At 33.5% G+C, this 5,308-nt stretch carries 5 protein-coding genes and 1 pseudogene; 3 read left to right on the top strand and 3 right to left on the bottom strand.

Translation table 11 applies throughout. The annotated features are described in order from the left end of the window. Positions 1-81: 81 nt before the first annotated feature. The 3 genes and pseudogenes from ETI37_RS07585 to glyA all read left to right on the top strand — a co-directional run. A pseudogene (locus ETI37_RS07585) lies at positions 82-297 on the top strand (PH domain-containing protein); the annotation flags it as partial. Next, positions 290-1,669, top strand: coding sequence for a PH domain-containing protein (locus ETI37_RS07580; RefSeq protein WP_143458509.1), 1,380 nt, complete (start codon positions 290-292; stop codon positions 1,667-1,669). The pseudogene ETI37_RS07585 and the gene ETI37_RS07580, both read left to right, overlap by 8 nt. Positions 1,670-1,720: 51 nt before the next feature. Then, entirely contained in the window at positions 1,721-2,956 is a 1,236-nt protein-coding gene (glyA, locus tag ETI37_RS07575; protein ID WP_006585764.1) for a serine hydroxymethyltransferase, read from the top strand. Positions 2,957-2,971: 15 nt separating this feature from the next. On the opposite strand, the gene ETI37_RS07570 is transcribed toward glyA, so the two are convergent. From ETI37_RS07570 to ETI37_RS07560, 3 genes are read right to left on the bottom strand one after another with little or no spacing between them, the layout of a single operon-like run. Beyond that, a complete protein-coding gene (locus tag ETI37_RS07570) occupies positions 2,972-3,622 on the bottom strand; it encodes a VTT domain-containing protein (RefSeq protein ID WP_006585763.1) in 651 nt (216 codons plus the stop codon). Between the two features lie 2 nt (positions 3,623-3,624). Beyond that, positions 3,625-4,146, bottom strand: a complete 522-nt coding sequence (locus ETI37_RS07565; protein WP_006587684.1) for a phosphatidylglycerophosphatase A family protein — start codon at positions 4,144-4,146, stop codon at positions 3,625-3,627. A 9-nt stretch (positions 4,147-4,155) separates the two neighbouring features. Further along, the gene (locus ETI37_RS07560) at positions 4,156-5,088 is read right to left on the bottom strand and encodes an NAD(P)/FAD-dependent oxidoreductase (protein WP_180363087.1); all 933 of its coding nucleotides are present in this window, start codon (positions 5,086-5,088) and stop codon (positions 4,156-4,158) included. Positions 5,089-5,308 lie beyond the last annotated feature (220 nt).

Here is a 5,308-nt window from a genome sequence, read left to right as displayed (position 1 = left end):
ATTACTATTTACAAGTCGAGTCTAACAAGATTGGACTTTTTTATTAACTAAAACGATTTAACTAGCACCACGCGTAAAGGTTATATTTTTAGAAAACAAATTACGGTTCCGTTGGCGCGTCTTCAGACAGTTACACTTGAAGCGGGACCACTTTTACGTTGGCAACACTTAACCGAATTGCACTTACATACCGCTTCTTCTAGTGAAAAGATTTCTGGATTGAAATTAGAAGACGCTAAATTATTTAGAAAACAACTGCTAAATATTATTCAAAAGGCAGGGGATAAACATGACTAAGCATTTATCACCATTAGCTATGTTATTTTTCTTAAAGGATCAAGTCAGGAATAAGATTGGAATCCTACCAGCTATTATTATTGGATGCAATTATTTGAATTTCCTCAAGGGAAATTATCTTATACAAATCGGTAGTTTTGTTGCTTTGATTTTATTATTAACTTTTCTAGAATATTTCTTTTTTACTTATGAAATTTCAGAAAAAGAGTTAATTATTCGTTCAGGGGTATTTGAAAAGAAAGAAAAGCATATCCCTTATTCACGAATTCAAACGATACACACTAAATATCCTTTTTGGATGGAACCTTTAAAGCAAACTAAGGTCATTCTTGAAACGGCTAATCAGGATGATGAGGGTACTATTGTTTTGCGAGTTGTAAGTCAAGCGGAATTAGAGCGCTTGCAAGATGCAATGAAAATTGCTGATGTAGCAACTATTTTAGAAGAACCAAGTGGATATTATATTAATAACCGTGATTTGGCGATTTATACGATTACTTCTCCAGGAGTTATAGCTGGGGCATTAATGGTTTACAGTCTTTATGAAAAAGTTGCGGATTTTGATATTAAAATCGACAACAGTTTGCCGATGATTATCCTATTTTTATTGATTGGAATAGGCTTAACCTTTTTTAATACTTGGCAACGGTTATTTAATTTCAGTATTCATAATGAACAAAATCAATTAAAGTCTAAAAGTGGTCTATTTTCTAAAACACAAATGACTTTACCCGTAAAGAGGATTCAAGGGATTATTTTTGAAGCAACTTATTTAAGGTACATAACTAAGTTAGTCAGTATTCAAGCAATTGCATCCTCTAAGTTAACCGATGAAGAAGAAGGAAATGTTAATTTAATTCCCGTGGTTAAGCGCAAAGAAGCAAGTGAAGTTTTACATGAGCTGTTACCGACTTGGCCAAGTAAAGTGAAAAATTTGCATCGCTTATCTTCAGCTGGAAAAAGATCACTTTTTATTTATCGATTTAATTGGCTGTTAATCACTAGTGTCATAATTAATGTGATGTCGTATTTCTTCTTGTCTGGTGCATTTGTTTGGATTCTTGGCTTGAATTTACTAGTAGGCGTGTACAGTCTAGTAGCGTCTGTTATTTTAATTTGCTCTAGTGGAATAAATTATGATGACCAATATTTATATTTTGGTACTAAGCGTTATTTCAAAATCATTAATGCAATTTTCCCACGAGAAAAAATTCAATATTTGAAGCTAACACAAAGTGTTTGGATGAAGAAAAAGAAATTGATGCATATTGAGCTTGAAGTGATGGATAAGCATTTTGGCTATCAAGTTAGGGTACGTTATTTGCCAGAAGAAGTTGCTAAAAATGTTCAAGAATGGTTTATGGAAAAATAACTGGATAATGCTATAATTAACTTATTAGTTTTATCTAAGGAGGACTTGCTCGTGAAATATGCAGAAAAAGATCCACAACTTTGGGATGCGATTGCCCAAGAAGAAAAAAGACAACAACATACAATTGAATTAATTGCCTCAGAAAATATTGTTTCTAAAGCGGTTGAAGAAGCACAAGGTTCTGTTTTAACTAATAAATATGCGGAAGGATATCCTGGTAAGCGATATTATGGTGGTTGTAAATATATTGATATTGCAGAACAATTAGCAATTGATCATGCCAAAAAATTATTTGGAGCAGCTTATGCCAATGTCCAACCTCATTCAGGTTCTCAAGCAAATGCAGCTGTATATCAAGCTTTACTTAAACCTGGTGATATTATTTTGGGGATGGGAATGGATGCTGGAGGCCACTTAACTCACGGTGCTAAAGTTAACTTCTCTGGTAAGATGTATAAAACATATGCTTATGGTTTAAATCCTACGACAGAACGGTTAGATTATGATGCAATTCGTAAGCAAGCTTTAGAAATTAAGCCACAAATCATTGTTGCAGGAGCCTCTGCATATAGTCAGATTATTGATTGGGATAAGTTTAGAGAAATCGCTGATGAAGTAGGGGCATATTTAATGGTAGATATGGCTCATATTGCTGGGTTAGTTGCTACTGGCTATCATCCAAACCCTGTGCCAGTAGCTGATGTTGTTACTACAACTACTCACAAAACTTTGCGTGGTCCTAGAGGTGGGATGATTTTATCTCGTTCTGAAGAATTAGGTAAAAAGTTTAATTCTGCTGTTTTCCCTGGCTCTCAAGGTGGTCCCTTAGAACACGTTATTGCTGCTAAAGCGCAAGCTTTTTATGAAGATTTACAACCACAATACAAAACTTATATTGGGCAAGTTGTCAAAAATGCTAAGGCAATGGCTGAGGTCTTAAATGATTCAGATACTATTCGAGTAGTTACTGGTGGTACAGCAAATCATCTTTTAGTTTTAGATATTACTAAGACTGGTTTAACTGGAAAAGATGCTCAAAATTTACTTGATAGTGTGATGATAACAACTAATAAAGAAGCAATTCCTAATGATCATCGTTCACCATTTATTACTAGTGGTTTAAGAATTGGGACGCCAGCCATTACAAGTCGTGGTTTTGATGAAGAAGATAGTCGAGCAGTTGCTAAGCTGATTATCGACGCTTTAAATAATAGTGATAATCAAGCAGTTCTTTCAAAGGTAGCTGAAGGTGTTCAAAAACTTGTTGAAAAGCATCCGATTGACTAGATAAAAAAAGGATTCCTAATGGAATCCTTTTTTTAATGTCATCTTTTTCTTTAAGGCGACAATTGCAATTGGGACAACTGATACCAAAATAATTGCAATCACAATTAATGAAAAATGTGTCTTTACGATTGGTAAATTCCCAAAGAAGTAACCTATTATTGAGAATAACCCGGTCCATAAAATACCACCTAAGATGTTGTAAGTTATGAAATGCCCATAATGCATTTTGCTACCGCCAGAAATGAATGGGACGAATGTTCTAATAAATGGAATAAACCGACCTATTACAATCGTAATTGAACCATGCCTTTCAAAAAATTTCTCTGCAGCGTAACGGTTCTTTTCGTTTATTAACTTATTAAACCAAGCATGTTTGGAGCCGGCTCTTGTTGACCAAGCACCAACTTCATAGTTAGCACTATCTCCTAAAATAGCTGCAATTACTACTGCTAGATAGACTAGCCAGATATCTAATCCATATTTAGTATTGGCTGCCATTGCGCTTGCCGCAAAAATTAACGAATCGCCTGGTAAAAATGGAAAAATAACTAAACCGGTTTCTATGAAAATGATTGCAAATAAAATTAAATAGGTATAATTGCCAAATTGATTAACGATATTAACTAAGTGGTCATCAATGTGTAAAATAAATGAAATTAATCCCATTGTTAGTCCTTTCTAGAATAAATACTGTCATCTTCTAAATCTGTTTGAGTATGGGCTAAACGACTAGCAGCAGCTGCTGCAACAGCACCAACTAGGTCGTCAAGAAAGACATTAATTTTACCAGTTGATTTATCATTTAACCACTTTAAAATGCCAGGTTTTGTTTTATCAATGTAGCCATAGTTTGTAAAACCGATTGAACCATAAAGATTAGTAATTGAAAAAGTTAAAACCTCATCGCAACCATATAGTGGTTCATCATTTTCCATGATTGATTGTAATGGCTCAGAAAGTTGTTTCTTTTCTGCAAGCTTATCCAGTTCAATTCCAGTAATAATTGAATTTTGAACTTCTCTTTTTTGGAGGACTTTTTCAATGCTTTCTTGCATTGCCTCATGAGTAAGAGGATGAATATAGTCTTTTTGCAAATAATAAACTAAATCTTCAATATCCTTTAAAGTTACACCACGTTCATTTAATAATGCAATTGTATGTTGATAAAAATGTTCCTGATTTTCTGTCATAGTCATCACCTAAATACTTGTAGAATGGATAGTCATCTTTTTATTAGGAAAAATTGTTTGCATAATTGATGTAATAGCTACTTGTGCTTCACCAAAACCAATTCCAATAATTGGAACGCGACCATCATAGCCTACACTGTCACCAGCTGCAAAAATTCCTTTTACAGAAGTTTCCATTTTTCGATCTACTTTTATCAAATCATTTTCTAATTCAATTCCCCATTTTTTAACAAAACGGTTATTAGCACGAAAACCATATGCAACTATTAGATTATCAAAAACAATTGTTTTTGTTTCATCTGTACCGACTTTCTTAAGAGATAATTCACATCTTCCTGAGTTATCAATTAAGTTTGCAGGTAAGTAGGGGGTTAAAACAGAAATTTGAGAATTATGTTTAACTTTTTCAACATTACTTTCAAGTCCTCTAAATTGATTGCGTCGATGAATCAAAGAAACCTTGGCATATTGACTTAATTCTAGAGCCCAGTCAAGAGCTGAATCGCCACCACCAAGAACAGCTACTTCTTTATTTTGATAGTCTTGAGGATTTTTTACAAAATAAGAAAGTTTATTATCTATACTGGTAGGAATTGGGAGAGGGAAAGCCTTGGGTTTAAAAGCACCATTACCTGTTGTTATAAGGACTGTTTTAGAAATCAAATCATCATTGATAATGAATTGAGAATCTTCGTGAATAATATTTTCTACCTTATAATTACAAATGATAGTCACATCACTACTTAAATTAGAACAAAGCTTTTCAGTTAGTTGAAATGATTTAATATCTTTAAATACAGGGATGTCTTGTATAACTTTATTAGGATAAAGAGCGGCGGGCTGACCACCTAATTCTGGAAGAGATTCAAGTAAGACAACTTTAAGACCATGTAAATGAGCAAAATAAGCGGAAAATAGTCCGACAGGACCAGCGCCAATAATTGCTAAATCATAATGTTTGATAATAATTCCTCCTTATATGTAAGTTCATTAGCAACTCTACCATGAAAAAGATATTTTTGCACCGAAAAAATGCTTGCTAAAATTAAAATAATCCTGTATCTTAGATAAAGTCGTGTTGAGGCAAAGCCTCGATGACAAAATTCATTTCAAAAAAGAATAAAAAGTTCTTGCAATTCTGAAATGAATCAGGTAATATAAT

The organism is Lactobacillus mulieris (genome assembly GCF_007095465.1).
Taxonomy (GTDB): domain Bacteria; phylum Bacillota; class Bacilli; order Lactobacillales; family Lactobacillaceae; genus Lactobacillus; species Lactobacillus mulieris.
The sequence above is the reverse complement of the archived record's forward strand: the minus strand, read 5'-3'. Positions and strand labels throughout refer to the sequence as shown.